Consider the following 24,840-nt stretch of genomic DNA (forward strand, 5'->3'; position numbering starts at 1 on the left):
TTTGGAAATCATGGGAATAGCTTTTGTCTTTTTGAAAAAGGTGTATAATCAAAAGCAAACAAAGGAGGAAATCGTATGCCATTTATTCATGTCGAACTAGTTGAAGGGCGTTCGCAAGAACAACTGACGAATATGATGAAAGAAATCACTGAGGCGGTCCATAAAAATACGGGTGCCCCTAAGGAGCATATCCATGTCATCATCAATGAAATGAAGCAAGGAACCTATGCTGTGAATGGCGATTGGAAATAATTCTCTTGCTTTTTCTTGTAGGTAGTGGTTTAATTGAGCCATAATCGATCAATAAAAAAGACACCTGAGTTTGAGAGTCTTCGATAAGAGAGGGAAATCTTGGCTGAAAATTTCCTGGAAGAAAACCAAAGGATGACCACTTTTTTTAGACCTCTGTCGAAACGGAGGCGGTTGAACCGTTATCTCATGAAGAGGAAAACAGACTTTTTCTGTTTTCGAACAATAGGTGGAACCACGAGTGATCGTCCTAGTATCGTAACCGATACTAGGACTTTTTTATTGATTGAAATCATTCAAAGGAGGACATTCATATGTCATTATTTATTACATTTCCTGATGGCGCAAAAAAAGAATTTGCTGTTGGGGTAACAACTAAAGAGATTGCTGAAAGTATCTCGAAAAGTCTTGCAAAAAAAGCCTTAGCTGGAAAAGTCAATGGACAACTGATCGATCTTTCACGTCCGATCGAAGAAGATGCAACGATTGAGATCGTGACACCCGATCATGAAGACGCCTTAGGTTTACTTCGTCATTCGACAGCTCATTTAATGGCTCAAGCCATGCGCAGACTCTATCCATCGATCCATTTTGGAGTAGGACCTGCAATTGATTCTGGTTTTTACTATGACACAGACAATGGGGAAAACCCAGTAACTGCGGAAGATCTACCAGCAATCGAAGCAGAAATGATGAAAATCATTAAAGAAAATCTGCCAATTGAACGACGTGTATTAACAAAAGAGGAAGCTTTGGCTCTTTTTGCTGAAGATCCATACAAAGTTGAGTTGATTACAGAATTACCAGATGACGAAACGATTACTGCCTATCAGCAAGGAGAATTTGTTGACTTATGCCGCGGCCCTCATGTCCCATCGACAGGTCGTATCCAAGTGTACAAATTGTTATCAGTAGCCGGAGCCTATTGGCGTGGAAGTTCTGACAACCAGATGATGCAAAGGGTATATGGAACAGCCTTTTTCGATAAGAAAGACTTGAAGGAATTTATTCGTTTACGAGAAGAAGCAAAAGAACGCGATCATCGTAAATTAGGGAAAGAATTAGAATTGTTTATGTTGTCCCCTGAAGTCGGCGCGGGTTTGCCTTTCTGGTTGCCAAAAGGAGCCACGATCCGTCGTACGATCGAGCGTTATATCGTGGATAAAGAAGTTAGCCTTGGGTACCAACACGTATACACACCAATCATGGCAAACGTGGATTTATACAAAACATCAGGGCACTGGGATCATTACCACGAGGACATGTTCCCACCAATGGATATGGGGGATGGCGAAATGCTGGTTCTACGACCAATGAATTGCCCACATCACATGATGGTTTACAAAAATGACATCCATTCGTATCGTGAACTACCAATTCGGATCGCTGAATTAGGAATGATGCACCGCTATGAAAAATCAGGGGCACTATCAGGGTTGCAACGGGTTCGGGAAATGACCTTAAATGATGGTCATACATTTGTTCGTCCTGATCAAATCAAAGAAGAATTCAAACGGACACTGGATCTTATGGTGGGCGTTTACGAAGACTTTAATATTACTGACTATCGTTTCCGTTTAAGTTATCGCGATCCACAAAACAAAGACAAATATTTTGATGACGATGCGATGTGGGAAAATGCGCAAACAATGCTAAAAGCGGCCATGGATGAATTAGAATTGGATTATTTTGAAGCTGACGGTGAAGCAGCTTTCTACGGACCTAAACTAGATGTCCAAGTGAAAACAGCTTTAGGTATGGAAGAAACCTTGTCAACGATCCAATTGGATTTCTTATTGCCTGAACGGTTTGATCTAACATATGTTGGTGAAGATGGCGAAAACAATCACCGTCCAGTGGTGATCCACCGCGGAATCGTTTCAACGATGGAACGTTTTGTGGCTTACCTGACAGAAGTCTATAAAGGGGCATTCCCGACTTGGTTGGCACCAATCCAAGCATCGATCATTCCGGTCTCAGTCGAAGCCCACAGCGACTATGCTTACGAAATCAAAGAACGCCTGCAAGCGCAAGGACTGCGAGTGGAAGTGGATGACCGCAACGAAAAAATGGGGTATAAGATCCGTTCATCACAAACCCAAAAAATTCCTTACCAAATTGTTGTTGGGGATCAAGAAGTCAATGATGCGACAGTCAATATCCGTCGCTACGGCAGCAAGGAGACCCAAGTCGAAGAATTGAATTTGTTTGTTGATGCAATGGCTGCTGAAGTGAAAAATTATAGTCGAGCATAGCTTTTGGTTCAAAGAAAACGAATGATTTTATAGTATAGGCACCTGCTTTCAGTAGGTGCTATTTACCTTTTTTTAATCTATATAAAATAAAATATTTAGATTTTTTTTGTTTTTGTGAATAAAATCGTGTATAATTAGTAAGTGATAAAAAGGAATAAACTAGAAGGAGTTTGTGATGAATTATAATTACGGAGTTAGAAAGAAATCGGTTGTATCGGTCATTTTATTAACATTTATTACTTGTGGCATTTATACATTCTTTTGGATGTACCAAACAACCAAAGAGCTGGCAGAATACAGCGGGGATAATCGTCTTTCGCCAGAAACGTCGATTTTACTCACGATCCTTACTTGTGGATTGTATCAAATTTATTGGTGGTACCGAATTGCGGATATCTTTATGAGTGCACAACAACGAGCGAATATGCCTCGTCTGAGTGACAACAAAATTCTTTTTGTCGTCTTGAGCCTGTTTGCTTTTGATTTCATCAACATGGCGATTTTACAAGGTGATATGAACCAAATGTGGGAAGCGGCTGATCAAAATGCCATGACCTCATCTAACAATACAAACGATTCGTCTGATTCAGATGATTGGGTAGATTATTGATTTGTCCGTTTAAATGGTTAACGGGGTTTCCTTGTCCAGGTTGTGGCATGACGCGCGCCTATTTGCACTTATTTCAGGGTAATCTTGAAGGTGCGCTGCATTTTCATCCCTTGTTTTGGTTAGTGCCGATCGTATTCGGAATTGTTTTATTCAAAAAAAATCCGAAAATCAGCAAACTTTACTACAGTCACAACCTGTGGGTGACATTGACACTTTTGGTACTAGTGGTTTATGGTGGTCGGCTCTGGCTTCATTTCCCACATGACGCGCCAATGGACTTTGATCCAGAGAGCATTTTCCCACAACTACTACGTCGGATTGGTCAAGTGATTCACTAACAGCCATTCACCCAAGCATTAAAAATCTTTAAGAAAATACTTTGTTTTTTTCTGAAAGCGAAGGGAACATGCGACAGTAGTTGAATCTTTATGAAAATTGTGTTATATTTACAATGTAATGATACTTAGAGTGAGTGAGCGGTTTTTTCGCTCACTCTTTTTAATGGAATGAAGTTCGTTTCGTTGAGAAATAAAGGAGGCGATGTTGTGAGTACGGTAGTGGAAACTGTTACAGATATAGTGACCCCTATTCTGGATGCGCAAAAATTTGAATTAGTTGAAGTAGAATTCGTGAAGGAAGGGAAAAATTGGTTTCTTCGTGTGTTCATTGATAAAGAAGGCGGAATCGATATCGAGGAATGTGCCTTTGTCAGTGAACAACTTAGTGAACAATTAGACCAATGCGAACCTGATCCTATTCCACAGGCCTATTTCTTGGAAGTTTCTTCCCCTGGCGCCGAGCGTCCATTGAAGAAAGAAGCAGATTATCAACGGGCAGTCGGCGAGTACATTCATGTTTCTTTATATCAACCGATTGATGGAGAAAAACAGTTCGAAGGCTTTTTACAGTCATTCGACGAAAATCAGCTAGTTATGAAGACCCGAATCAAAACCAGAGAAAAAGAACGAACGATCGACCGGAAAAATATTGCCAAAGCTCGTTTAGCCATTCAATTTTAAACACGGAGGAATGAAAGAATCATGAGTAAAGAAATGTTGAATGCATTGGATGCATTAGAAGCAGAGAAAGGCATTTCAAAAGAGATTGTCATCGATGCCTTGGAAGCGGCATTGGTTTCAGCGTACAAACGTCATTACGGGCAAGCACAAAATGTGGAAGTAGAATTTGATCAGAAAAAAGGCAATATCCACGTCTATGCAGTCAAAGAAGTGACAGAAGAAGTCATGGACTCGCAACTAGAGGTTTCATTAAAAGAAGCGATGACAATCAACCCCGCTTATGAAATCGGCGACAAAATCCGCTTTGAAGTAACGCCTAAAGACTTTGGTCGTATTGCGGCGCAAACGGCAAAACAAGTCATTTTGCAACGGGTCCGTGAAGCGGAAAGAAACATTATCTATAACGAATTTAGTGCGTACGAAAAAGACATTTTGCAAGGAATCGTTGAACGCCAAGACAATCGTTATATCTATGTAAACTTAGGCAAAATTGAAGCCGTGCTTTCAAAACAAGACCAAATGCCAAATGAGTTTTATCAACCCCATGATCGGATCAAAGTATTCGTTTCTCGTGTTGAAAATACTTCAAAAGGGCCTCAAGTATTCGTTAGCCGCAGCCATCCAGATTTGCTGCGCCGATTATTTGAACAAGAAGTGCCAGAAGTATATGATGGTACTGTAGAGATCGTAAGTATTGCTCGTGAAGCAGGGGATCGTGCCAAAGTTGCTGTTCGTTCCTTTGATGCCAACGTCGATCCAGTCGGCACTTGTGTTGGCCCTAAAGGTCAACGGGTTCAAGCGATCGTTAATGAACTAAAAGGCGAAAACATGGATATCGTGGAATGGAATGAAGATCCAGCGATCTTCATCGCCAATGCGTTGAATCCAGCAGAAGTCAGCGACGTTATTTTTGATGTTGATAATCCGAAGGCTTGTACTGTTGTCGTGCCTGATTACCAACTATCATTAGCGATCGGTAAACGCGGACAAAATGCTCGCCTAGCAGCCAAATTGACTGGCTTCAAAATCGATATCAAATCAGAAACAGACATGGAAGAATTTTATGCGAAGCTGGATGAAGGCGACTATATCGATGAGTATGATGCCAACGCTTCAGAAGCTGCTGAAGAAATCAGCACAGAAGCAACAGAATCTGCAGAAACAGTTGATGAAGCGATCCTTCCATCAGACATGACTGCGGATGATTATGAAAATGTTGAGTTTGACGAAAAATAGTTGAGGTGAGATCGTGATGAAAAAACGAAAAATTCCTTTACGAAAATCAGTGATTTCAGGCGAAATGCTACCTAAGAAAGAAATGCTTCGTATCACTCGTTCAAAAGAAGGCGTTGTTTCCATCGATCCGACAGGAAAAATGCCAGGTCGGGGAGCTTATATAGCGATCGAACCGGCTGAAGCCCAGAAAGCATGGGATAAGCGTATCTTGGATCGAGTGCTGGAAACGAAATTGACAGATGAATTTTACCAAGAACTATTGGACTATGTAACGCACCAAAAAGCGCGAAAAGAGTTATTTGCAAATGAATAAAACCAAAGCATTAAATATGTTAGGACTAGCCATGCGTGCTGGGAAATTAGTAACTGGTGAAGAAATGACTTTAAAAGAGATTCGCAATGAGAAAGCTGCTTTAGTCATTATCGCCAGTGATGCTGGTAAAAATACACAAAAGAAAATTAAGGACAAAAGTTCTTATTACGAAATTCCGCTCCTAGATGCATTTTCTGCTGATGAAATCAGTGCGGCCATTGGGAAACCAAGAATGGTCATTGGCATCTTAGATCAAGGATTTGCAAGGAAGGTGCAGGAATTAATATTAGGTTAGGAAGGTGATTGCATGGGAAAAAAAAGAATTTATGAACTTGCAAAAGAATGGAATAAGTCGAGCAAAGAGGTTGTTGAAAAAGCACAATCTTTAGGCTTTGATGTCAAAAATCATATGGGCGCGATCTCAGATGGAGAGGCGCAAAAATTGCAGCAGTCATTAGGCGGCAATCCAAATGGTAAAACATCTGCAAACTCAAATCCCGCAAATCAGAAACCAGCCAACCAGCCGGAAAAACAAGAACAAAAGAAATTTAAAACGCAAAGAAATAATCCTAACTTCCAAAACCGTCATAACAATCAAAGTCAACAGCGAACTACGCAAAGCAATAACCGTCCTGCTGGTCAAGGACAAGTAGATCGCACGAACAGTCAAGGAAGTAACAGACCAAATAACCAAGGAAGTCATAATCGAGTGAATAACCAAGAGAATCGTAACAATCAAGGGCAACAAAACCGCCCAACAAACCAAGGACAACAAAACCGTCCGAATAATCAAGGGCAACAAAATCGCCCAACAAACCAAGGACAGCAAAACCGTCCAAACAACCAAGGGCAACAAAATCGTCCGAACAATCAAGGACAGCAAAACCGTCCAAACAACCAAGGGCAACAAAATCGTCCGAACAATCAAGGACAGCAAAACCGTCCGAATAATCAAGGGCAACAGAATCGCCCAACAAACCAAGGACAACAAAACCGTCCGAATAATCAAGGGCAACAAAATCGCCCAACAAACCAAGGACAGCAAAACCGTCCAGCCGCTCAATCTGCAGGAAATACGCAAGGGGCAGACCGCAACAACAACCGTACGCAAGGCTCGAATGATTCCCGTGGAGGAAATCAAAACCGCGGCAAGTCAAATTACGGTGGACGCAATAACAATTTCAACAACAACAATCGCAATAAATTTAACAAAAAAGGGAAAAAAGGCCGTCAGCAGACGGAAAAGAAACCGCCAGTTCCAGCACGTAAATTCCGTGAACTGCCAGAAGTATTGGAATATACAGAAGGCATGAACGTAGCGGATATCGCGAAAAAAATCTACCGTGAACCAGCAGAGATCATCAAGAAGCTCTTTATGATGGGGGTTATGGTCAATCAAAACCAACCTTTAGATAAAGATACGATTGAACTGCTTGCTACCGATTACGGAATCGAACCACAAGAAAAAGTTCAAGTGGATATCGCAGATATCGATAAATTCTTCGAAGCAGAAGAACAAATTGAAGAGAATTTAGTATCACGACCACCTGTTGTTACCATCATGGGTCACGTTGACCACGGGAAAACAACATTGCTTGATACATTACGTCATTCACGCGTAACAAGTGGTGAAGCTGGAGGAATCACGCAGCATATTGGGGCTTACCAAATCGACATCAATGGCAAACCAATCACTTTCTTAGATACTCCTGGACACGCGGCGTTCACCAGTATGCGTGCACGGGGAGCAAGTATCACTGATATTACGATTTTAGTTGTCGCAGCTGATGATGGTGTCATGCCGCAAACGGTGGAAGCGATCAACCATGCGAAAGCAGCAAAAGTGCCAATCATCGTTGCAGTTAACAAAATCGATAAACCAGGTGCTAACCCTCAACATGTGATGCAAGAATTAAGTGAACATGAGTTGATCCCAGAAGCTTGGGGTGGGGATACGATCTTCGTTGAAATCTCAGCGAAATTTGGGCAAAACATTGAAGAATTGCTTGAAATGATCCTCTTAGTAGCAGAAGTCGAAGATTTGAAAGCTGATCCTACCCAACGAGCGATCGGTACCGTTATTGAAGCGCGCCTTGATAAAGGCAAAGGTCCTGTAGCAACACTATTGGTACAACAAGGAACTCTTCATGTTGGTGATCCAATCGTTGTAGGGAACACTTTCGGTCGTGTCCGCGTGATGACGAATGATTTAGGTCGTCGTGATAAAGCAGCTGGACCTGCAACGCCAGTCGAAATCACAGGATTGAACGATGTCCCTCAAGCAGGTGACCGTTTCGTTACCTTTGAAGATGAAAAAACGGCTCGGGCAGCAGGTGAAGAACGTGCAAAACGTGCCTTGATGGAGCAACGCGCATCAAGCAGTCGTGTGACATTGGATAACTTGTTTGAAAGTCTAAAAGAAGGCGAACTGAAAGAAGTAAATGTCATCATCAAAGCAGACGTACAAGGTTCAGCTGAAGCATTAGCTGCTTCATTGAAGAAAATCGATGTTGAAGGTGTGCGAGTGAACATCGTCCATTCAGCCGTTGGTGCAATCAATGAAAGTGATGTAACGCTAGCAGCAGCAAGTAATGCCATCATCATCGGATTTAACGTACGTCCAACACCGCAAGCCAAACAGCAAGCGGAAGCGGAAAAAGTCGATATTCGTTTGCATCGCATCATCTACAAAGCGATCGAAGAAATCGAAACCGCGATGAAAGGGATGCTTGATCCTGAATTCGAAGAAAAAATCACTGGTCAAATGATCGTTCGTGAAACATACAAAGTATCTAAAGTGGGCACGATCGCAGGTTGCTACGTAACGGAAGGCAGTATTCGCCGTGACAGTGGCGTCCGCGTGATCCGTGACGGCATCGTTATCTATGAAGGAAAACTTGCCAGCTTGAAACGCTTCAAAGATGATGTCAAAGAAGTGAAGCTAGGGTTTGAATGTGGCGCGATGATCGAGAAATTCAACGATCTTAAAGTTGATGACGTGATCGAAGGCTATGTCATGGAAGAAGTACCGACAAAATAACGGAATGACAACTATACAAGGAGGCTTTTTGAATGGCTAACTATCGAGATCGCCGAGTGGCGCAAGAAATCTTAAAAGAAGTCAATCAAATTCTTCGTAAAAAAGTTCGTGATCCTCGCGTGCAAGATGTGACGATCACAGATGTACGAGTAACTGGAGATTTACAGCAAGCAACGATCTTTTACAGCACCCTAACGGACTTAGCTTCAGATAAGCAAAAAGCCCAAGCAGGACTGGAAAAAGCAACTGGCTTGGTTCGTCGTGAATTAGGTCAAGCGTTAACGCTCTATAAAGTTCCAGAAATCCAATTCGAATTGGATGAATCAGTACAATACGGGAATAAAATTGATGAAATGATTCGCGCATTGCACTCAGAAGAATAAAAAAAAGAGCAGCTTCCAATCGAAGCTGTTCTTTTTTATTTGAAAAGAGCATCAGGTATTCATCAGTAAAGTAACCAGTCCAGCAACACCTGCCCCTAAGAGCCAACCACCGATCACATCTGTTAAAAAATGGATTCCTAAGTAGACTCTGCTAAAGCCAATCATAAAGCTAAGCAAAATTGCCAGTAAGGTCATCGGGATGACAGCTGAGGGAACCAATTGTCCAAGATTCAAGGCGATCGTTCCATACATGGCAGCGGATGTGGCAGCATGAGCACTAGGAAAGCTGTGATCTTTTTCTTCAACTAAACGATGATCAATAGGACGATCTCGTCGGACGATTCGTTTGATCAAGTAAGCAGCTGCTGATACTATGAAGATACTGACTGCTGTTTTTGGTGCAAGATCCGCCCGCGATAATGGAAAGGCAAACAACAGTAAAGCAATCGCAACTGTCGGAAAGGCTTTTCCTAAATTGGTAAAAAAGTGCATCATGCGCGTCAAAGAGGGCGTACGGCTTTGGATGATCTGCAAAGCAAACGCTTCTTCCCAACGCTGCATCGTGCCGAGCTGAATCATGATCAAAAAAATGGCAAATCCAATAAATGACCCTATCGTTAAAACAACCATTTTAGGACCTCCTTATATGCTTAGTTTATCATGTAATGAGAAAGAGCGAAAAGGATTTTGTCGTGCAATGAATTTTTTTTATATGTTATAATAAGCAAGTTGAAGTGAAATGGAGGAATACGATGGACGGGATTTTACCATTATGGAAAGAGCGTGGACAAACAAGTCACGACTGCGTGTTTAAATTACGAAAAATATTAAAGACAAAAAAAATCGGACACAGCGGCACACTAGATCCTGACGTGGATGGTGTCTTGCCCATTTGTATCGGAAAAGGAACGAAGATCGTCGAATACTTGGTTGATTCTGGAAAAGTCTATACCGGGGAAATCACTTTGGGCTTCAGTACCACTACAGAAGATCGGTCGGGGGATATCGTTGAACAACAAGCACTAACTCGTCCGTTTACGAAGGAAGAGATCGATCAGGCAATGAAACAGTTGACGGGGACGATTACCCAGATCCCGCCGATGTATTCGGCGGTCAAAGTCAATGGCAAACGACTTTACGAATATGCTCGTAACAATGAAACTGTCGAGCGGCCACAGCGCAAAGCAGAAATTTATTCCTTTGAACGAATTTCAGAGCCGATTATTCATGAGGACAATACGCAAAGCTGGCGTTTTGAAGTTGCTTGTGGAAAAGGGACCTATGTTCGCACATTAGCGGTCGACACAGGGAAATTGCTGGGTGTACCCGCGCATATGTCTGATTTGACTCGCCTAAAAAGCGGTGGTTTTTCAAAAGAACAATCCTACACGATTGCAGAGGTGCAAAAGGCAGTCGATGAACAACGTGTTTCGGAACTACTACTACCTTTAGAATACGGGGTATCAGAATTTCTTCAAGTGACGATCGATGCAGACCTCTGGCAGAAAGTAAAAAATGGCATGCGTTTGCCCTTCAGCGCGTTTGGATTACCAAAGCGCCCAGAGGAATTAGTGGCGATTTTTTATCGAGAACAATTGATCAGTATCTATAAAGCTCATGACAAATACCATGATATGATGAAACCGGTAAAAGTCATCCGTACAGAAATAGGAGAATGAATATGGAAATCATTGAAATAAGACACCCTTATGATCACGCAGCGATTCCTGATGAGGAGATCGTCTTAGTTTTAGGCTTTTTCGATGGCGTACATTTAGGTCATCAAAAAGTCATTGAAACAGGACGAAAGATTGCAGAGGAGAAAGGGTTAAAATTGGCGTTGATGACCTTTAATCAGCATCCCTCGATCGTTTTTCAAAAGGTTGATCCTGAAAAAATGCAATACCTGACCAGTTTGCCGCAAAAAGAAGCGCACCTGGAACAACTTGGGGTAGATATTCTTTATATCATTGAATTTACTTCTGCTTTTGCAAATTTGGCACCGCAAGTATTTGTAGATGAATACATGATCGGACTGCATGCAAAAGTTGTTGTTGCAGGTTTTGACTATACCTATGGCAAGAAAGAGATAGCCAACATGGCGCTTTTGCCAACCTATGCAGAAGGACGTTTTGAAGTCGTGACTGTCGCGCAAGAATCGTTTCATGAGGAAAAGGTCAGCTCCACACGCATTCGCTCTGCACTACAAAATGGTGATATGGTGCAAGTCAATCGCTTGTTAGGGTATATTTATGAATTTGAAGGAACCGTCGTTCACGGTGATGCTAGAGGACGAGAACTTGGGTTTCCAACCGCAAATATCAAAGTGAAGAGCACCGTTCGGTTGCCAAAAGAAGGCGTCTATGTGACGGAAATCAAAGTTGGTGACAAGTGGTATCCATCGATGGGATCGATTGGTCACAATGATACGTTTGGTCAAGGTCGCCAGTTAACAGTAGAGATTTATATTCTCGATTTTCACCAAGATATCTATGGTGAAACCGTGACGATCCGTTGGCATCATTTCTTACGTGATCAAGTCGCTTTCAATGGCGCACAAGCGTTGATCGAGCAATTAAAGCAAGATGAACGAGACACTGAAGCTTATTTTGATGGGCTTTCTGAAGAAAACTAGTCGTTCGTAGTGAAAAGAAGCGTTTCTGGCTTCTTTTCACTTTTTCTTTTTCTCTCTTTTTATAACGTAGTTTATTTGAATTCTAATGCTTTCCCCATGAGGAAAAAACGTTTTTTCGATATACTAAAAAATAGGCTAAAATGATAATTTATGCAGTACGCTGCAAAGGGAAAGGGAGAGAAAAAGTGACAATTGGAAAAAAAGCGAAAAAGGGGAAAGAAAAGAAAGATTTAACCAAAATGAAAACGCCGCATACGTATGTCATCATTTTTGGGGTCGTGCTGTTGGCATGGTTGCTGACTTTCTTAGTTCCTGCTGGGAAATTTAGTACACAAGAAATCGAGTATACCGATGCAAATGGGGACATAAGTACCAGAACGGTCTTGATGCAAGATTCGTTTCGTTATGCCTACCCGTTAGATAACGAATACGTCTATCAACAGTTGAATCAATTGGAAGACGATCCACAAGAGCTGGAAGAATTAGATGTCGATCCTGAGGCTTTAGCAGCTGTTCTAGCTGAAGGGCCTAAAGAGTTGTCCCAGAGTCAATTAGATGAGGTCGGGCTAACGGATGACACCCTTTACAGCCTTTATGGCGAAAAGATTTATGATACTTCAGAAAAACTGCATAAAACAGCCAAGGTTTGGGGAACCGATGACTTTGGCGGTTTCGGCTTTTTAAATTTTGTTTTTGAAGGGTTGGTTTCTGGCGACAAATACGGCTCAGCAGTAGGGATTGCAGCACTGATTTTAGTGGTCGGTGGTGCATTTGGTATTATCATGCAAACGGGAGCGATCGATGCGGGGATTTTTGCATTTATCAGCAAAACCCGTGGATTAGAACGTTTGGCATTGCCACTGTTGTTCTTTGCTTTTTCATTTGGTGGTGCTACTTTTGGGATGGCAGAAGAAGTCATTCCGTTTTCGATGGTCATGGTGCCTTTCGTGATCGCATTAGGGTATGACTCGATCGTGGCGGTCACTGTCACCTATGTCGCCTCCCAGATTGGGAATGCCACCTCGTGGATGAGTCCATTTAGTGTGGCAGTGGCTCAAGGGATCGCAGGTATTCCCGTTCTTTCAGGCGCAACGTTCCGAATCATCATGTGGGTCGTGGTTACCGCATTATCCGCAGGATACCTCATGATCTATGCCGAAAGAATTCGCAAGAATCCTGAGAAATCGCTCACGTATCAATCAGATGCGTATTTTCGAAATCATCTTGAAAAAACCTCCAGTGAGCAAAAACCATTTTTATTAGGTCATAAATTGATCTTGGTTGAAATGCTGGCGGTCTTGATCTGGATCGTATGGGGTGTGACACAAAAAGGCTATTATATTCCCGAGATCGCTTCTCAATTCTTTGTTATGGGCTTAGGGGCAGGAATCATAGCGGTTCTTTTCAAATTAGAAAATATGGGCTTGAATGATGTGGCGAGTGCCTTTCAATCAGGGGCCTCAGAATTAGCGGGAACTGCAATCGTTGTAGGGATGGCCAAAGGGATTCTTCTGGTTCTCGGCGGTTCTGATGCCAACGTGCCGTCAGCCTTGAATACGATTTTGCACAGCATCGGTGGTTTGTTAAGCAATGTTCCAGCATTTATTGGGGCATGGTTCATGTACATTTTCCAAAGCTTCTTCAATTTGATCGTGACCTCCAATTCAGGTCAGGCTGCATTGACCATGCCGATCATGGCGCCATTAGCTGATCTTTTAGGTGTTTCCAGACAGATCGCTGTATTGGCTTATCAATTAGGCTCAGGCTTCATGGATGCCTTCACTCCAGTATCGGCAAGTCTGATCGGTGTGCTAGGTGTCGCAAGAATCGAATGGGTGAAATGGGCGAAATTCCAGATCAAAATGCAAGGGTTCTTATTTGTATTAGGAACGATCTTCATCTTTATTGCAGTCGCGATCGGCTTGCAATAAGAAGCAATCAGACACGAGGAGGAAGCACTCATGAAGGTGATACGACAAGCGGAGGTTTATGCGCCTGACTATTTAGGAAAAAAAGATATTCTTTTAAGCGAAGACAAGATCATTGCTATTGAAGATTCGATCGAAGGAGGATTCTCAGGGGTTCCTCTTGAAGAAATCGATGGCACAGGGTTACTTGCTGTTCCCGGCTTTATTGACTGCCACTTTCATATCTTAGGAGGTGGCGGGGAAGGTGGCTTTCAGAACCGGACACCAGAAGTGAAATTGTCTCAGCTGACCTCAGCGGGGGTAACGACAGTGGTTGGGTGTTTGGGTACTGACGGAGTAGGCAGAGATATGACTGCCTTGATCAGTAAGGCCCGTGGACTAGAGGCAGAAGGCATCACGACGTACTTGTATGACGGTTCTTATCGATTGCCATTGACTCCGGTCACCGATTCTATCATTCAAGATTTTTTGACTATTGACAAAATCATTGGTATCGGTGAAATTGCCGTTTCTGACCATCGTTCTTCACAACCGAGTTTCGAAGAATTTACCCGCGCGGTGGCGGATGCCCGTGTTGGTGGGATGCTCTCTGGAAAAGCAGGCATCGTAAACGTCCACTTAGGGGGAGGAAAGAGAAAATATGAGCTGCTTTTACGAACTATCGAAGAAACAGAGATTCCAATCAGCCAATTTTTACCGACACATGCCAATCGGACTAGCGAGCTTTTCGAAGCAAGTATTGCTTTTGCAAAAATGGGTGGAACGATTGATTTTACGGCGAGTGAGGATCCTGATTTCTGGGAAAAAGAAGACGATGAGGTTCGCTTCAGTAAAGGACTGAAGCGTTTGTTAGCAGAAGGGATCGGGCTGGATCAATTTACCATGACCTCTGATGGGCAAGGCAGCCTCCCGTACTTTGATGAAAACAATCAATTCATAGGTCTGGGTGTCGGTAGTTCGCGAGCGCTGATGGTAGGCATTAAAGAAGCAGTCCAAAAAGAGCAGATTCCATTGGAGATCGCCATTCGAGCAATCACTTCTAATCCAGCGAAAGTATTGAAGCTTGATCAAAAGGGACGTCTTGCAGCAGGGATGGATGCTGATATTTGCTTGCTGAACAAAGAATCATTAACAGTAGAAACGGTTCTAGCGAAAGGCAGAACGATGGTAGAAAAACAAGAAGTAAAAGTGTGGGGTACCTTTGAGCAACTAACATAAGAAGATTCCAGCTTTGACAAACTAAGAAACGGTTGTTTTTTTAAACAGAGTTTTAGAACAAAATAAGCAGCCCGATCCATGACCAGCATTTACTGGACTTGATCGGACTGCTTTTTTCAATTAAACGCAAGCATTCTTAAGCTTGCAACGCATCCAATTTCTTCATGTCTTCTTCAGAAATTTCAAAGTCAACTTTGGCATTGTCAGAAATGTATTCTTCATGAACGGATTTTGGCAATGGCAGAATGTCTTTTTGTAGCAAGTAACGAATTGAAAGTTGTGGAATAGATTTTCCATAAGCTTCCGCAATCGTCTTCACTGCATCGTTATCGAGTAAACGACCGGTGGCGATTGGAGAATAGCCTTCCACTAAAATTTCGTGGTCTTTACAAAATGCCAATAACTCTTCATTTGTGCGTCCAATATGGTAAACAAACTGGTTGACCATCGGTTTCACATCGCAATGATCAAAAATATTCTGTAAATCTTTTTGATCGAAGTTGGAAACACCAATTGATTTTACTTTCCCACTTAAGTAGGCTTCTTCTAATGCTTTCCAAACATCGATGTTTTCAAGATAAAAATCTTTGTTTTCTGGATTGTTTCCCATGATTTTCCAAGGACGAGGGGCGTGGATCAAAATCAAATCGATATACCCTAAGTCAAGTTTTTTTAGAGAAGCATCAATGCTATCAACCGCTTCTTGGTAGGTCTTCAACTCAGCAGGTACTTTCGTGGTAACAAAAATTTCTTCGCGGGCAACGCCTGAATCGCGCACAGCTTTCCCAACCGCTTCTTCGTTTTTGTATGCTGCCGCTGTATCGACATGTCGATAACCGTTTTGAATGGCAAATTTTGTGGCGTTGTAAGCATCTTCTGGAGAAGATTGCCAGGTTCCAAGGCCAATCTTAGGAATCGTCAGTTTGTTCTGCAAGGTAAATGTTTCTTGTAATATCACGTATCTCAACCTACTTTCATCGCTTTTTTTGTTACATCTTCCATTATAAAACGTTTTCTTGTTTGAAACAAATCAGACGCTGAAACTTTTTCGGTAAATTGACTTTCAAAAGGATCTTTGATACATTATCAGCAACCTAAACGCAGAAAGATGTGGAAAAAATGGATTTTGTAAAAGAAGATTATGCCTATTATCGGCGCTCTTTTGAATTGATGTATCGCAGTTATTTCCGTAGAAGAATGATTGCCCTGGGTGTGGCGATTTTGATTATCTTAGGTTATTTATTTTTGTTACAAGAAAGTTTGCTTTTAAATATCATCTTGCTAGGTATTTTGCTAGGGATGATGGCGTGGCTGGTTTCACTTTCTCAGAAAGCGAGTGAGGTCGTACGTGCTTTTGAAGAAGAAAATCAGGTGCCGCAAATTCATCAACTGACAGAATTCGAGGATCATTATGCGTTCCCAATGAACGATGGAACAACGATGCGCGTGAAGAAAAACGGCAATCGCAATTTCCCTTCCAATAATAAACAGTACACGTTGATGGCAGGCTATAAAAAAGTTTTCTTTGTGCAACAACCCTTGATGATTTTTTACTATGACCTCTTGGAAATGAAATATGATGAAGCGTATCGTTTGAAACGAAATCGCCAAAACGGGTTCAATCGTTGGTCGCGTTATTTCAGCTTTCGCTCCTTTAAGGGATCGATCGGCAATGTTTTTCAATTCTTGCTGGGAAATATTTTCTTCTTATTTATTGCGTATCGGTTGATCCGTTATCTGATCGATATTTTGCTACACATTCTATAACGGTCGCCAAGGGGATGATTCTCATCGTTTTCATAGACTGGTGAAAAAGATGATAGGACTTAATTTTTAAAAAAAGGTATACTTAAGTCAGATAAGACAAGCAATTGTCTTTCAAGAATAAGAGTCCTGCTCTTTTTAAGTAAGCCGTCAGCAACAGCTTATCTATTGTGGCGCTAACAGTTTGGGGGAAGTGTTAGTTCTTGTAACAAACAGATTTTTTTCTGGGTGGGATAAGAACAAAAGCGGTATTTTACCGTACTTAATAAGAGTAGTGCTCTTAATTTTTGCTATGACTATTTGAAGACATCACTTCTTGGAAGTGGTGTTTTTTCTTGCCCAAAATAGTCCAAGTGATAGGAGAATTCTAAGAACTATGCTACAATGAGTGCCGATGCTCTCAGCGATGGGAGTAAAAAGAAGGTAGAGGAGAATCACTTAGGAATGCCTGAAGGTCAAACAATAAACGATCCATCTACAAAAAGCGCGCAAAATATTTCTGCGTATATACATATACCATTCTGTGAACATATCTGCTATTACTGTGACTTCAACAAAGTGTTTTTAGAAGGGCAGCCAGTGGATGAGTACATCGAAGCGTTACTAAAAGAAATTGAGCTGACCCTCTTGCGTCAGCCTATCAATGAGGTGGAAACAATTTATATCGGCGGCGGGACGCCAACGTCGCTTTCGGCGAACCAGCTGGATCGATTGCTTTCAGGTGTGCATGAATTGCTGCCGACCCACACAACCAAAGAGTTTACCGTGGAAGCAAATCCTGGTGATTTGAGTGAAGAAAAAATGCTGGTTTTGAAAAACCATCAAGTCACTCGCTTGTCGATGGGGGTCCAAACCTTTGATAATCGCTTGCTTAAAAAAATTGGCCGCAAGCATACCGCTGAAGATGTTTATTCAACCATTCAGCTGCTGGAAAAACATGATTTTCAGAATGTGACGATCGATTTGATTTATGCACTTCCGGGACAAAGCATAGAAAGCTTCCGTGATACACTGACGCGAGCGATTGATCTCGGGTTGCCTCACTATGCGATGTATTCCTTGATTTTAGAAAACAAAACCATGTTTATGAACTGGGTTCGCCAAGGGAGAATGGCGCTGCCTTCTCAAGAAGCTGAAACGCAGATGTTTGATGAGGCGATCGCCGCGATGACAAAAGCTGGCTTGAATCAATATGAAATCAGTAATTTTGCACGACCAGGGTATGAGTCCTTGCATAATCTAGTGTATTGGAACAATGAACATTATTTTGGCTTTGGGGCAGGCGCCAGCGGGTATCTTGGACAGACCCGCTACAAGAATAAAGGTCCAATCCAGCATTATTTGAAACCATTACAGGAAAATCAATTGCCAATCCATGAAACCGAAGAATTGACAACCAGTAATCAAATGGAAGAGGAACTGTTTTTAGGCCTTCGTAAAAAGGCTGGCATTTCAAAAATACGCTTTGCAGAAAAATTCGGGAAGTCTTTTCAGGAAATCTATGGTTCAACTAGCGAACAGTTGGTTCAAAAAGGCTGGTTGGCTAGTCAAGGTGATCGTGTCTTTTTAACGAAAGCTGGGATGTTCATTGGCAACGAAGTGTTTGAAGCATTTCTCTTGGATGGAGAAAAATAAGAAAGAACAAGGAAGAGAAGTAGCCATTTCGCGCTGCTTCTTTTTTTGATTTCTTTTTTTAGCACTCTCTTAGAAAGAGTGCTAAAAAAGTGATGCAAATACTTGACATTCCTAGCAAATATGGTATATTTATAATCGTGTTAGCACTTAATAGGAATGAGTGCTAACGGAGGAGTGGATAAAATGTTGACACCTAGACAACAAATGATTTTACACCTCATCATCCAAAACTATACGAATACTGGTCAGCCCACGGGCTCGAAGCGATTGATGGAAGATGGGGTTGAAGCTAGCTCTGCCACCATTCGTAATGAGATGAAGGCGCTGGAAGAAGCTGGTCTTCTGCTAAAAACACATTCATCTTCAGGGCGTGTGCCATCAATAAAAGGGTATCGCTATTACGTTGATCACTTATTGAAGCCATCTGAAGTTGACCAAAACGAAATTCAAACCATTCGTCATTCTTTTGGAAAAGATTTTCATGAAATCAATGAAATCATCCAGCAGTCTGCCACGATCTTGTCCAACTTGACTAGCTATACAGCGTTGTCTCTCGGACCAGATATGAAGGAAAGGAAATTGACGGGCTTTCGAATCGTCCCTTTGAATGCACGACAGATCATCGCGATCATCGTGACGGATAAAGGAAATGTCGAAAATCAAGTCTTTACTCTTCCTGAATCAATGAGCAGCGAAGATTTGGAAAAAATGGTAAGGATCATCAACGACAAATTGATCGGTGAACCTCTAATGACGGTCTACCATCGATTAAGAACCGAGATTCCTATGATTCTGCATAAGTATTTTCAAACGACTGACGGAATCGTTGATCTCTTTGATACGATGCTGAGCCATATTTTTGAAGAAAAAATCTTCGTCGGCGGGCGAATGAATCTTCTGGATTTTGAACCGACGCAAGATGTTAGTCAGTTCAAATCGATGTATTCATTTATGAAAAACGCAGATCAGCTGACACAGCTGCTGGCGCCAAGAGATTCTGCGATTCAAATCAGAATCGGCTCTGAGCTTGGCAACGACTTGTTACAAAATATGAGTTTGATCCAAGCCAGCTATGAAATCGAAGGTCATGGACAAGGAACGATCGCTTTATTAGGTCCATCAAGTATGCCGTATTCACGGATGTTTGGATTGATGGAAGTTTTTCGAGGCGAGTTAGCAAAAAAATTGGCCGATTATTATCGCGCATTAGACGCTGCCAATGAATAAGCGGCAATGAAACAAATCGTAGAAGGGATGGTTGAAACGTGACGGAAAAAGAAGAGCGTTTAGATGAAGAATTAGATAAAACTGCTGAAGAAACCGCAGAAACAACTGAATCTTCAAATGAATCAACTGAAACTGAAGCACAGACTCCTCAACCAGAGGAAGAAGCAGTGGAAAAAAGCGAATTGGAACTTTTGCAAGAAAAGAATAACGAATTGGAAGATCAATTCCTGCGTGCTCGTGCAGAGATCGCAAATATCACTTCACGTAACCGCAACGAGCGGGAACTTTTACAAAAATACCGCTCGCAAGATCTTGGCAAAAAACTGTTGCCAGCAATCGACAATTTGGAACGAGCGATGGCAGCAGATGTCGATCAAGACCAAGCTGCGAATTTGAAAAAAGGCGTTGAAATGGTTCTTGAAAGTCTGCGTCAAGCCTTAAAAGAAGAGGGAATCGAAGAGATTCCTGCTGAAGGTGCAATGTTCGATCCGAACTTGCATCAAGCGGTGCAGACTGTACCTGCCTCTGATGAAACACCGGCAGACACAATCGTTACTGTCTTGCAAAAAGGGTATAAATTGCATGATCGTGTCTTGCGTGCAAGCATGGTCATCGTTGCACAATAGTTCTTTCTATCTATAAGTAGATGTTTAAATTAAAAAAGGGAGTGTATTACTTATGAGTAAAATTATCGGTATCGACTTAGGAACAACAAACTCAGCTGTTGCTGTCCTTGAAGGCGGCGAAGCAAAAATCATTACGAATCCAGAAGGAAACCGTACCACACCTTCTGTTGTCTCATTCAAAAACGGTGAGATCCAAGTAGGGGAAGTTGCAAAACGCCAAGCAGTAACAAACCCGAATACGATTTCTTCTATTAAACGCCATATGGGTGAAGCTGGATACAAAGTAGAAGTTGAAGGCAAATCTTACACACCACAAGAAGTTTCCGCAATGGTTCTTCAATACATCAAAGGATTTGCTGAAGACTATTTAGGTGAAAAAGTTGAAAAAGCAGTCATTACTGTTCCTGCATACTTCAACGATGCACAACGTCAAGCAACCAAAGATGCTGGTAAAATTGCCGGTCTTGAAGTAGAACGGATCGTCAACGAACCAACTGCCGCAGCTTTAGCTTATGGGTTAGATAAAACAGATAAAGATGAAAAAATCCTAGTCTTTGACTTAGGTGGTGGTACTTTCGACGTATCGATCCTTGAATTAGGGGATGGCGTCTTTGACGTATTATCAACTGCTGGGGACAACAACCTAGGTGGGGATGACTTTGATAACAAAATCATCGACCACATGGTAGCAGAATTCAAAAAAGAAAACGGCATTGATCTTGGAAAAGACAAAATGGCCTTGCAACGTTTGAAAGATGCTGCTGAAAAAGCGAAAAAAGACTTGTCAGGTGTAACAAGTACTCAAATCAGCTTGCCATTTATCACAGCTGGTGATGCTGGTCCATTGCACTTGGAAATGACCTTGACTCGTGCGAAATTCGATGAATTGACCGCAGACCTAGTCGAACGGACAAAAATTCCAGTACGCCAAGCTTTGAAAGATGCTGGCTTGTCACAATCAGAAATCGATGAAGTCATCTTAGTTGGTGGTTCAACACGTATTCCAGCAGTAGTTGATGCTGTTCGTAAAGAAACCAATAAAGAACCAAACAAATCAGTAAACCCAGATGAAGTGGTAGCGATGGGTGCTGCGATCCAAGGTGGCGTGATCACAGGTGATGTGAAAGATGTCGTCTTACTAGACGTTACACCATTATCATTAGGTATCGAAACAATGGGTGCCGTCTTCACAAAACTGATCGATCGTAACACAACGATCCCTACAAGTAAATCACAAGTCTTCTCAACTGCAGCAGACAATCAACCAGCCGTTGATATCCATGTCTTGCAAGGAGAACGCCCAATGGCAGCTGACAACAAAACATTAGGTAGATTCCAATTGACGGATATTCCACCAGCACCTCGTGGCATCCCTCAAATCGAAGTAACATTTGATATCGATAAAAATGGGATCGTCAATGTTTCTGCAAAAGATTTAGGTACACAAAAAGAACAAAAAATCACGATCAAATCATCTTCAGGTTTATCAGATGAAGAAATCGAACGCATGGTAAAAGATGCTGAAGCAAACGCTGAAGCCGACAAACAACGCAAAGAAGAAGTTGATCTACGCAATGACGTCGATGCTTTGTTGTTCACTGTTGATAAAACATTGAAAGAGCTTGAAGGCAAAGTGGATGCAGACGAAGTCAAAAAAGCGGAAGAAGCTCGTGATGAGTTGAAAGCTGCACTTGAAGCAAACAACTTAGAAGAAATGAAAACGAAACGTGATGCTTTGAATGAAATCGTACAAAACTTAACTGTTAAATTATACGAACAAGCAGCACAACAACAAGCACAAGAAAATCCAGAAGCTGCACAAGGCGGCGCAGACGATGTGGTTGACGCCGACTTTGAAGAAGTAGACGGTGACGATAAATAATCGCTGTTTGTGAAAAAGCCAAAGTCACCGCTTTGGCTTTTTCTTATGAATTTGCGAAACGTATTTTTCTAGAGCGAATTATATGCTAAAATACGAGAGACGCAAGAATATAGTGGAGGGAAGCCAATGGCAGACAAAAGAGATTATTATGAGGTCTTAGGTCTACAAAAAGGGGCTTCGGATGACGAAATCAAAAAAGCTTATCGTAAGCTTTCAAAACAATATCATCCAGACATCAATAAAGAACCTGATGCAGAAGCAAAGTTTAAAGAGATTTCTGAGGCCTATGAAATATTAAGTGATTCCCAAAAAAGAGCTGCTTATGACCAGTATGGTCATGCTGGTACCGATCCGAACTACGGAGGCGGTTATGGCGGTGGATTCGGCGGCTTTAACAGTGGCGGATTTTCCGGTGGCGGTTTTGGTGGATTTGAAGACATTTTCGAATCGTTTTTCGGTGGTGGAGGCGGCAGAGCAGCCAATCCTAATGCACCTCGACAAGGAGCGGACTTGCAATATGCGGTTGATCTTTCCTTTGAAGAAGCGATTTTCGGAGTGGAAAAAACTGTTCAATACAATCGTGAAGAAACCTGTCATACCTGCGGTGGGAACGGGGCAAAACCAGGTACTTCACCAGAAACCTGTCATAAATGTCATGGTGCAGGTACCATCAATGTTGAACGTCAAACACCGCTTGGTCGTGTGATGAGCCGTCAAACCTGTGATGTTTGTCATGGAACTGGGAAAGAAATCAAAGAACCATGTACAACATGTCATGGTACTGGCCATGAAAAGAAAAAACACAGTGTGAAAGTCAACGTACCTGCAGGTGTCGAAGATGGACAACAAATGCGCTTGTCTGGTCAAGGAGAAGCTGGCACCAATGGTGGTCCTTATGGTGATCTGTACGTTGTTTTCCGAGTGGAAGAAAGTGATATTTTTGACCGTGATGGGTCGGAAATTTATTACGAACTGCCGTTAAACTTTGTCCAAGCTGCTTTAGGCGACGAAGTCAATGTACCAACGGTTCATGGGAATGTGAAATTAAAAATTCCAGCTGGTACGCAAACAGGCACAAACTTCCGCTTACGCGGTAAGGGAGCCCCTCGCTTACGGGGAGGCGGCAATGGCGATCAACAGGTCAAAGTGAAGCTGATCACACCTAAGAACTTAAATGAGGAACAAAAAGAGGCATTGCGGGCTTATGCAAAAGCCAGTGGCCATGAAACGAACGAACAACAACCAGAAGGATTTTTTGATAAAATGAAAGATGCTTTTGGTGGGAAAAAGAAATAACCATGAAAAAATCCAACTCATGCCCTTATAAAACCATCCGTTTTATAAGGGCATGAGTGTTTGTATGGCTATAAATGTGCAGTATGGGCAAGAATCGAATCTTCTTGGCCATCTTTTTTTCTTTTCCTTTGAAATCGCTTGCTTAGTGTGTCACAATAAAAGTAGACCAATTAAAGGAGGAGATACAATGGAAAGAATATTTGCGAGTCCGTCACGATACGTTCAAGGAAAAGGGGTCTTGAAGCATGGGTTATCCCATATCAAAGATTTAGGAAAGAAAGTGCTTCTTTTGACCGATGAAACTGTTTGGAAAATTGCCGGTGAAGAACTATTTGAGAACCTGAAAGCAGCCGAGTTAGAACCGGTAAAAGAAATTTTTGGTGGAGAAGCTTCTGCAAATGAAATCGATCGTATCGTCTCTAAAGCCAAAAGTGAATCAATCGAAGTGATTGCCTCATTAGGTGGTGGGAAAGCCATCGATACTGGGAAAGCTGTTGCGGATGAATTGAAAATACCGATCGCTGTTTTGCCAACGATTGCCTCCACTGATGCACCAACTTCGGCACTTTCTGTTATTTATACTGATGAAGGTCGTTTTGAAAAGTATCGTTTTTATAACAAAAATCCTGAACTTGTCTTAGTGGATACCGCTGTGATTGCCAAAGCGCCTGCCAAATTGCTAGCCGCTGGTATTGCGGATGCAATCGCAACCTATGTCGAGGCACGTGCTGTTGCTCGAAGCCATAGTAAAAATATGGTTGGCGGCGTACAACCAATTGCCAGCATGGCAATCGCTGAAAAATGCGAAGAGATCCTTTTTGAGAATGCCTTAAAAGCCTATCAAGCGAATAAAAAACAAGTCGTTACCGAAGCTTTTGAACAAATCGTGGAAGCCAACACTTTGCTAAGTGGATTAGGCTTTGAAAGTGCAGGTCTGGCAGCAGCTCATGCGATTCATAATGGCTTGACAGCCCTTGAAGGAGACGTTCATGATCTGACCCATGGTGAGAAGGTTGCTTACGGAACACTCACTCAATTGATGCTGGAAAATGCAGATCCTGAAGAGCTCGACCAATATATAGAATTGTATCAGGCATTAGAATTACCGACGACATTATCCGACATGCATCTTGCGGAAGCCAGCGATGCAGACCTATTAAAAATTGGCGAGCAAGCAACCATCGAAGGGGAAACGATCCACAATATGCCATTCCCAGTTTCTGCAGAAGATGTTGCAGCAGCGATCAAAGCCGTGGATGCCTATGTGAGTGCTTACTATCCTCTATGATGTTATTTTATTAAAGACCATCAATGTGTGCTCGGTGATTTCAAAAAATGTTTGACAATAAAAAAGAGTCGTGCTATTTTGATAACAAGCAAATTAAAGGAGGGAACAAGACATGACAAACGTCAACACACAAACTACCTGTTGTTGTTGTATGGTGCAAAAAGCAGCATACCGATTTGTCATGCCTATTATTAGTTCCTTTGTCGCAGAAGATCGCTGAAGTTTCTTTAGTGATT

The 24,840-nt window shown here is 42.1% G+C and carries 23 protein-coding genes; 21 read left to right on the top strand and 2 right to left on the bottom strand.

Annotated elements, in window-relative coordinates:
- Window positions 1-75 precede the first annotated feature (75 nt).
- The 10 genes from IGI76_RS07310 to rbfA all read left to right on the top strand — a co-directional run bounded on the left by IGI76_RS07310 (window position 76) and on the right by rbfA (window position 9,105).
- Window positions 76-252, top strand: coding sequence for a 2-hydroxymuconate tautomerase (locus IGI76_RS07310; protein WP_005225916.1), 177 nt, complete (start codon window positions 76-78; stop codon window positions 250-252).
- A 311-nt stretch (window positions 253-563) separates the two neighbouring features.
- The gene (gene thrS, locus IGI76_RS07315) at window positions 564-2,504 is read left to right on the top strand and encodes a threonine--tRNA ligase (protein WP_194186096.1); all 1,941 of its coding nucleotides are present in this window, start codon (window positions 564-566) and stop codon (window positions 2,502-2,504) included.
- 175 nt (window positions 2,505-2,679) lie between these two features.
- Window positions 2,680-3,114, top strand: coding sequence for a DUF4234 domain-containing protein (locus tag IGI76_RS07320; RefSeq protein WP_008378150.1), 435 nt, complete (start codon window positions 2,680-2,682; stop codon window positions 3,112-3,114).
- Window positions 3,111-3,452: a DUF2752 domain-containing protein gene (locus IGI76_RS07325; RefSeq protein WP_430616349.1), complete on the top strand. Its 342-nt coding sequence runs from the start codon at window positions 3,111-3,113 to the stop codon at window positions 3,450-3,452. The genes IGI76_RS07320 and IGI76_RS07325 overlap by 4 nt, the downstream gene beginning before the upstream one ends.
- Before the next feature lie 207 nt (window positions 3,453-3,659).
- On the top strand, window positions 3,660-4,133 hold the full coding sequence (gene rimP, locus IGI76_RS07330; protein ID WP_008378146.1) for a ribosome maturation factor RimP: 474 nt from the start codon (window positions 3,660-3,662) through the stop codon (window positions 4,131-4,133).
- Window positions 4,134-4,154: 21 nt separating this feature from the next.
- Complete coding sequence (gene nusA, locus IGI76_RS07335) at window positions 4,155-5,369, top strand: transcription termination factor NusA (protein WP_008378144.1); 1,215 nt, start codon at window positions 4,155-4,157, stop codon at window positions 5,367-5,369.
- 16 nt (window positions 5,370-5,385) lie between these two features.
- Window positions 5,386-5,682 carry an RNase P modulator RnpM gene (gene rnpM, locus IGI76_RS07340; RefSeq protein WP_005225922.1) on the top strand — a complete coding sequence of 99 codons (297 nt, stop codon included), beginning with the start codon at window positions 5,386-5,388 and terminating at the stop codon, window positions 5,680-5,682.
- A complete protein-coding gene (locus tag IGI76_RS07345; RefSeq protein WP_005235626.1) occupies window positions 5,675-5,977 on the top strand; it encodes a YlxQ-related RNA-binding protein in 303 nt (100 codons plus the stop codon). Before rnpM ends, IGI76_RS07345 begins: the two co-directional genes overlap by 8 nt.
- Window positions 5,978-5,989: 12 nt before the next feature.
- Window positions 5,990-8,722 (top strand): translation initiation factor IF-2, encoded by a 2,733-nt coding sequence (gene infB, locus IGI76_RS07350; protein ID WP_333719100.1) that lies wholly within the window; start codon window positions 5,990-5,992, stop codon window positions 8,720-8,722.
- Window positions 8,723-8,754: 32 nt separating this feature from the next.
- Window positions 8,755-9,105: a 30S ribosome-binding factor RbfA gene (gene rbfA, locus IGI76_RS07355; RefSeq protein ID WP_005225925.1), complete on the top strand. Its 351-nt coding sequence runs from the start codon at window positions 8,755-8,757 to the stop codon at window positions 9,103-9,105.
- A 51-nt stretch (window positions 9,106-9,156) separates the two neighbouring features.
- Here the strand turns inward: rbfA and IGI76_RS07360 are convergent, their stop codons facing one another.
- A complete protein-coding gene (locus IGI76_RS07360; protein ID WP_194186094.1) occupies window positions 9,157-9,735 on the bottom strand; it encodes a phosphatase PAP2 family protein in 579 nt (192 codons plus the stop codon).
- A 122-nt stretch (window positions 9,736-9,857) separates the two neighbouring features.
- Here IGI76_RS07360 and truB point away from each other — a divergent pair, with 122 nt between their 5' ends.
- From truB to iadA, 4 genes are all read left to right on the top strand, one after another.
- Window positions 9,858-10,784, top strand: a complete 927-nt coding sequence (gene truB, locus IGI76_RS07365; RefSeq protein WP_118214884.1) for a tRNA pseudouridine(55) synthase TruB — start codon at window positions 9,858-9,860, stop codon at window positions 10,782-10,784.
- A gap of 2 nt (window positions 10,785-10,786) precedes the next feature.
- Window positions 10,787-11,740, top strand: coding sequence for a riboflavin biosynthesis protein RibF (gene ribF, locus IGI76_RS07370; RefSeq protein ID WP_201689011.1), 954 nt, complete (start codon window positions 10,787-10,789; stop codon window positions 11,738-11,740).
- A gap of 239 nt (window positions 11,741-11,979) precedes the next feature.
- Window positions 11,980-13,671, top strand: a complete 1,692-nt coding sequence (gene yfcC / locus IGI76_RS07375; RefSeq protein ID WP_170927566.1) for a putative basic amino acid antiporter YfcC — start codon at window positions 11,980-11,982, stop codon at window positions 13,669-13,671.
- 30 nt (window positions 13,672-13,701) lie between these two features.
- Window positions 13,702-14,886, top strand: coding sequence for a beta-aspartyl-peptidase (iadA, locus tag IGI76_RS07380; RefSeq protein ID WP_015509592.1), 1,185 nt, complete (start codon window positions 13,702-13,704; stop codon window positions 14,884-14,886).
- Between the two features lie 136 nt (window positions 14,887-15,022).
- On the opposite strand, the gene IGI76_RS07385 is transcribed toward iadA, so the two are convergent.
- Window positions 15,023-15,844: an aldo/keto reductase gene (locus IGI76_RS07385; RefSeq protein WP_005225931.1), complete on the bottom strand. Its 822-nt coding sequence runs from the start codon at window positions 15,842-15,844 to the stop codon at window positions 15,023-15,025.
- A gap of 161 nt (window positions 15,845-16,005) precedes the next feature.
- Between IGI76_RS07385 and IGI76_RS07390 the strand changes: the two genes are divergently transcribed.
- From IGI76_RS07390 to IGI76_RS07420, 7 genes are all read left to right on the top strand, one after another.
- Window positions 16,006-16,653 carry a hypothetical protein gene (locus tag IGI76_RS07390; RefSeq protein WP_194186102.1) on the top strand — a complete coding sequence of 216 codons (648 nt, stop codon included), beginning with the start codon at window positions 16,006-16,008 and terminating at the stop codon, window positions 16,651-16,653.
- 441 nt (window positions 16,654-17,094) lie between these two features.
- Window positions 17,095-18,285 (top strand): radical SAM family heme chaperone HemW, encoded by a 1,191-nt coding sequence (hemW, locus tag IGI76_RS07395; protein WP_194186092.1) that lies wholly within the window; start codon window positions 17,095-17,097, stop codon window positions 18,283-18,285.
- Window positions 18,286-18,468: 183 nt separating this feature from the next.
- Window positions 18,469-19,512: a heat-inducible transcriptional repressor HrcA gene (gene hrcA / locus IGI76_RS07400; RefSeq protein ID WP_005225934.1), complete on the top strand. Its 1,044-nt coding sequence runs from the start codon at window positions 18,469-18,471 to the stop codon at window positions 19,510-19,512.
- Window positions 19,513-19,550: 38 nt separating this feature from the next.
- Entirely contained in the window at window positions 19,551-20,138 is a 588-nt protein-coding gene (gene grpE, locus IGI76_RS07405) for a nucleotide exchange factor GrpE (protein ID WP_005225935.1), read from the top strand.
- Window positions 20,139-20,190: 52 nt separating this feature from the next.
- Window positions 20,191-22,020 (top strand): molecular chaperone DnaK, encoded by a 1,830-nt coding sequence (dnaK, locus tag IGI76_RS07410; RefSeq protein ID WP_005225936.1) that lies wholly within the window; start codon window positions 20,191-20,193, stop codon window positions 22,018-22,020.
- Between the two features lie 126 nt (window positions 22,021-22,146).
- Window positions 22,147-23,316 (top strand): molecular chaperone DnaJ, encoded by a 1,170-nt coding sequence (gene dnaJ, locus IGI76_RS07415; protein WP_005225937.1) that lies wholly within the window; start codon window positions 22,147-22,149, stop codon window positions 23,314-23,316.
- 187 nt (window positions 23,317-23,503) lie between these two features.
- On the top strand, window positions 23,504-24,604 hold the full coding sequence (locus tag IGI76_RS07420; protein ID WP_438781288.1) for a glycerol dehydrogenase: 1,101 nt from the start codon (window positions 23,504-23,506) through the stop codon (window positions 24,602-24,604).
- Window positions 24,605-24,840 lie beyond the last annotated feature (236 nt).

This window comes from Enterococcus sp. DIV2449a (assembly GCF_051711225.1).
Lineage (GTDB): Bacteria > Bacillota > Bacilli > Lactobacillales > Enterococcaceae > Enterococcus_D > Enterococcus_D casseliflavus.

Bases quoted from the DNA above. Each gene is read 5' to 3' on its own strand.
- ribF (WP_201689011.1), top strand. From the start codon at position 10,787: ATGGAAATCATTGAAATAAGACACCCTTATGATCACGCAGCGATTCCT.
- infB (WP_333719100.1), top strand. From the start codon at position 5,990: ATGGGAAAAAAAAGAATTTATGAACTTGCAAAAGAATGGAATAAGTCG.
- IGI76_RS07390 (WP_194186102.1), top strand. From the start codon at position 16,006: ATGGATTTTGTAAAAGAAGATTATGCCTATTATCGGCGCTCTTTTGAA.
- thrS (WP_194186096.1), top strand. From the start codon at position 564: ATGTCATTATTTATTACATTTCCTGATGGCGCAAAAAAAGAATTTGCT.
- rbfA (WP_005225925.1), top strand. From the start codon at position 8,755: ATGGCTAACTATCGAGATCGCCGAGTGGCGCAAGAAATCTTAAAAGAA.
- iadA (WP_015509592.1), top strand. From the start codon at position 13,702: ATGAAGGTGATACGACAAGCGGAGGTTTATGCGCCTGACTATTTAGGA.
- IGI76_RS07320 (WP_008378150.1), top strand. From the start codon at position 2,680: ATGAATTATAATTACGGAGTTAGAAAGAAATCGGTTGTATCGGTCATT.
- IGI76_RS07310 (WP_005225916.1), top strand. From the start codon at position 76: ATGCCATTTATTCATGTCGAACTAGTTGAAGGGCGTTCGCAAGAACAA.
- dnaJ (WP_005225937.1), top strand. From the start codon at position 22,147: ATGGCAGACAAAAGAGATTATTATGAGGTCTTAGGTCTACAAAAAGGG.
- IGI76_RS07360 (WP_194186094.1), bottom strand. From the start codon at position 9,735: ATGGTTGTTTTAACGATAGGGTCATTTATTGGATTTGCCATTTTTTTG.
- nusA (WP_008378144.1), top strand. From the start codon at position 4,155: ATGAGTAAAGAAATGTTGAATGCATTGGATGCATTAGAAGCAGAGAAA.
- rnpM (WP_005225922.1), top strand. From the start codon at position 5,386: ATGAAAAAACGAAAAATTCCTTTACGAAAATCAGTGATTTCAGGCGAA.
- IGI76_RS07420 (WP_438781288.1), top strand. From the start codon at position 23,504: ATGGAAAGAATATTTGCGAGTCCGTCACGATACGTTCAAGGAAAAGGG.
- hrcA (WP_005225934.1), top strand. From the start codon at position 18,469: ATGTTGACACCTAGACAACAAATGATTTTACACCTCATCATCCAAAAC.
- dnaK (WP_005225936.1), top strand. From the start codon at position 20,191: ATGAGTAAAATTATCGGTATCGACTTAGGAACAACAAACTCAGCTGTT.
- hemW (WP_194186092.1), top strand. From the start codon at position 17,095: ATGCCTGAAGGTCAAACAATAAACGATCCATCTACAAAAAGCGCGCAA.
- yfcC (WP_170927566.1), top strand. From the start codon at position 11,980: ATGAAAACGCCGCATACGTATGTCATCATTTTTGGGGTCGTGCTGTTG.
- truB (WP_118214884.1), top strand. From the start codon at position 9,858: ATGGACGGGATTTTACCATTATGGAAAGAGCGTGGACAAACAAGTCAC.
- IGI76_RS07345 (WP_005235626.1), top strand. From the start codon at position 5,675: ATGAATAAAACCAAAGCATTAAATATGTTAGGACTAGCCATGCGTGCT.